The organism is Lysinibacillus sphaericus OT4b.31, assembly GCF_000392615.1.
GTDB classification, from domain to species: Bacteria; Bacillota; Bacilli; order Bacillales_A; family Planococcaceae; genus Lysinibacillus; species Lysinibacillus sphaericus_B.
In genome coordinates this window covers 1-3,888 of record NZ_KB933458.1, presented here as the reverse complement: position 1 = coordinate 3,888, position 3,888 = coordinate 1, and the positions used below count along the sequence as shown (strand labels likewise).

The window sequence follows — 3,888 nt, the reverse complement described above, 5'->3', positions numbered from 1 at the left end:
TAATACTCTTTCTTATGATTTGCTACATTCCCTCTCAATATCGTTATACAGCTTTTCATAATACTTAAAGGTGTTTTCAATTCATGTGATACACCGGAAATAAACTCTTTTCGCGTATTTTCTAGCTTTTTCTCCTTTTCAATATCTTGCTGTAGCTGTTCAATATACATACTTAACCCGTTCGAAAGTAAGTTGATATTCCTCGATAAGTCTCCAATTTCATCATTTGAATGAACAGCAATTGTCTCAGAAAAATCTAAATTCGCTATTTTCTCCGTTGTATGAGTAATCCGTAATAATGGCTTTGCAATTTTTATTGAATAGTAATAAGATGCCAATAATATTAATAAAGAAACAAAAGCAACAATGTAAATATAATATTCTTCAATCATTTGCACAGCTTCATCAACTGGTTGTAGCGAAGTCATTGAAAATATATATGAATTCGTTTCATCTGATTTTGCTATTAAAATCTTATATTTAATATCATTTTGTTCATAATTAATTAGTTGTGTAGTGGCATTAGGAAAATCAAGTTTATCTAATATTAACTTATTTTGAAAATCTTTAATTTGCTCTAAAAATAATGAATTAGAATAAATGACGTTGGATAAATCATTACTTTCTGGAAGTTGAATATTAATAATTTCCCCTCCTAGATTAACCAAATCAGAATTTTCATTAGCTATATATATTTCTTTTAAATTTTCCCTAGTTCCTCCTATTTTTTCATAAAGCATTTTATTTCTGAAAGTAAAAGATTTTGCCAATATATTTTGACTTCTACTATACACTTCATTGTTAATATTTATTTCGACTGGTTCAATCATTATTTCGACTGGAATTATTTGTGACTCTTTCAAGAATCCAATTATATATACTTGACTGTTCTTCAATAATGATTCCGACAACTGGACCGAATTATCCTCATCAATCATATATAAAGGAACTTTAGTTGTTTTCATACCAAGTAGTTTTTGATAATACTCATTTAACTGTATTTCAATGTAGAAATCATTCTCATGCTTTAAATTACCATACTGATCCAATATTGTAATCCAAGCATTATTTTCTTCAGCAAAATCTCTTTCAAGCTGCTGAATTTTTGCAATGTCGTTACTATTTTTATGATACTCTTTTTCAAATACAGTTAAATTGGATTCTAAATCTTCTACTTTTTTATTCATATAAAATTGTTTAAAGAATATTGTTTGTCCGACAAAAATGGTAGCCAATATAAGTATACAAAGCATAGTTGTTAATAAAAACAACTTAAATACAATTCCTCTTTTCATCGTATGTCCTCAAATTTATAACCTGTTCGAACAATCGTTTTTATACATGTGGAATGGTCACCTAATTTGTTTCGCAAGTTTCGCATGTGACTATTAATCGTTCGGTCATCTCCAATATGTTCATAACCCCATACTTTTGTTATAAGCTGATCTCTCGTTATAACTATCCCTTTATTTTCCACTAAATACAATAGCATTTCATATTCTGTATGCGTTAATGAAATCTCTTCATTATTTACTTGTACAGTCCTAGACGGAATATATATTTTAATGCCACCGCTTTCTAGATAATCACCTACTACATTATTTTTCTGTTCCCGGTGATGTAATAACCTTTTGGCACGTGCTAATAAAACTAATGGATTGTAAGGTTTCGTTACATAATCATCGGCTCCTAATTCAAAACCTAATAATGTATCATCTTCATCTGTACGAGCAGTCAACATAATAATCGGGATATTTGAAGTTTTTCTAATTCGTCGGCAAATAGTCCATCCATCTAATTTAGGTAGCATAATATCTAATATAATTAAACTAAGCTCATTTTCTTGAAATACCTTTAGTGCCTCTTCCCCATCTTTAGCTTCTAAAACCGAATAACCTGCATTTAGAAAATAATCTTTAAGAATTTCTCGTAAAATATCCTCATCTTCTATAATTAATATTGAATCAATCATTTTTATCCCCTGCTTAATTATTTAATATTATAAGTTCATTCTAACCAAGTTTAAATGTAAGTAACATTTAATCTATTTATATGAACTTTACATGTCCATATTAAGCGAGTAAGTAAGTAGAATCAACGACATTGCCATATCTTTATTTAATCTTCATATCAGGTAGAATTTCTGCAAATAATTCATTCTTTTCTGGGTATCTAATAATAAGCTGTCGAGAAATAAAAAAAATGCACCCTTTGTGAACTTGTAAAATGAAGCTAGGCAACTTGTTGAAGCTTCTGCCTGTACTTTGCTGGTGGCAGCTTTTTCCTCTACTGAATAGATGCCCAATTTATTGAAGTTCAGTTCCATCTGATTCCCCAATTGAATAAAAAAGGAGCCGTTTAGACAGCTCAAAGATCTTCAACTAATACGAACACCCCCTTTAGCTGAATAAGAGAAATTTTAAAGTTTCATTTTTAATCCATCGTGCGATGCTATAATACCTATTCGTTCAAAAACAAGTAAAGCATTGAACCAAGGGACAACAGCGTTCTCTTGCACGATTATCCCGACAATTCTCTTCTAAAGGCTATGATTAACTTGAATTCTTCTTGTGCTAACCTGCTTCTTAATTTAAGTAGTATAACGGCAGCTTTACTATATAAGAGTAATCTGTAGTTTATATGGAGATACTGCGAAGTTTATCTAGAGATACGGGAGTTTATGTGAATCAATTTCCGAACTTTATTTTTTGAAGGAACGATTGATTTATAATAAAAAAAACGCATTTCCCCCACCAAATCGATGTATGGGTGGAGGAATTGCTTGCTGTTATTTTTTATTCAATTATTCTAGTTTCTACACCGTTTTGAGAAATTTGAATTTGACTAACAATTTGGCTTAAAGCTACGTTTACCAGTGTAGCAGGGCGACCGAGTAATTTTCCTATGTCGTTACTTTTTATCTCTAATCCACCCTCTCGAATTCCCTTTTACGTTTTTACGAGCGTAGGAAGATTGGCTTCTGGAACCCCTTGTACTTGCGAAACTCAATATTCAACCTTTATTCCACAAAATGGCCCGTTTGTTGTATAACTCAATACAGGCCCGTTAGTTCAATAAAAAAAGAGTTGCATACGCAACCCAATGATCTTTAATTAACGCCCCCATGTCGCGTAAAATTAACACCACACCACAGAAAATGAAAGATGATTACGTTCTTACATAGGAGTTGACGAAGATGATTCTTTTCCATCTTAAAACTTAGCATAACTGATCGAAGATATGATTTCTCCTCCTGTAACAAAGCGAAGAACTGAACTCTATAAACTCTGCTGCCTTGATAGGATTAATTGAAAAAATTAATGAATTCCTGTAAGTCATTTCTCGTTTGAAAGTTCTACTTTTTTATTCAATTACTAGGAAGATAGATTTACTCTATATTTCATAAATTGATACTAATTATCAATATTTCAGAATATTTAAATATTACGATTCTCGAATTAGTTCCATTGTGATAAACTGGAAATATAACACTGAACTGAAAAAGTGTGACAATTAAAGAAAGAGGAGGAAATAAGATTTGAAAAATTTTAAGTTTATGAAGTTCTTAAGTAGTATTCTAGTTTTCGTTATGGTACTTTCTCTATTGGTTCCATTGTCGAGTGCTAGTGCTGAAGAATCGAAACCATTCAAGCAGGATAGTCAAAGCGAAAGTATAATTCAACTAAAGGTGGATATTGCTGAACAGCTAAGTTTGTCTAAAGATAGTCCAACTCTCCACGAAAGCTTAAAAAATGTATCAAAAGCAGGGGTGGTAAAAGGAAAAGGTCAAGGTAATAGGACGATTACGGGAACGTATGGTGAGCACACACTAACATTTGATGTGTTTGTAAAGCAAGGTAACGGAAACGGTAACGGCAATGGCAATGG

General features: G+C 31.5%; 3 protein-coding genes. 1 reads left to right on the top strand and 2 read right to left on the bottom strand.

The annotated features are described in order from the left end of the window. A partial coding sequence (locus H131_RS22890) for a HAMP domain-containing protein (protein WP_010861514.1) occupies positions 1-1,295 on the bottom strand: 1,295 nt, incomplete at its 3' end. Continuing rightward, positions 1,292-1,972, bottom strand: coding sequence for a response regulator transcription factor (locus tag H131_RS22885; protein ID WP_010861513.1), 681 nt, complete (start codon positions 1,970-1,972; stop codon positions 1,292-1,294). The genes H131_RS22885 and H131_RS22890, both read right to left, overlap by 4 nt. A 1,566-nt stretch (positions 1,973-3,538) precedes the next feature. Here H131_RS22885 and H131_RS25775 point away from each other — a divergent pair. Continuing rightward, the coding region (locus H131_RS25775) for a hypothetical protein (RefSeq protein ID WP_010861511.1) at positions 3,539-3,888 on the top strand (350 nt) is incomplete at its 3' end.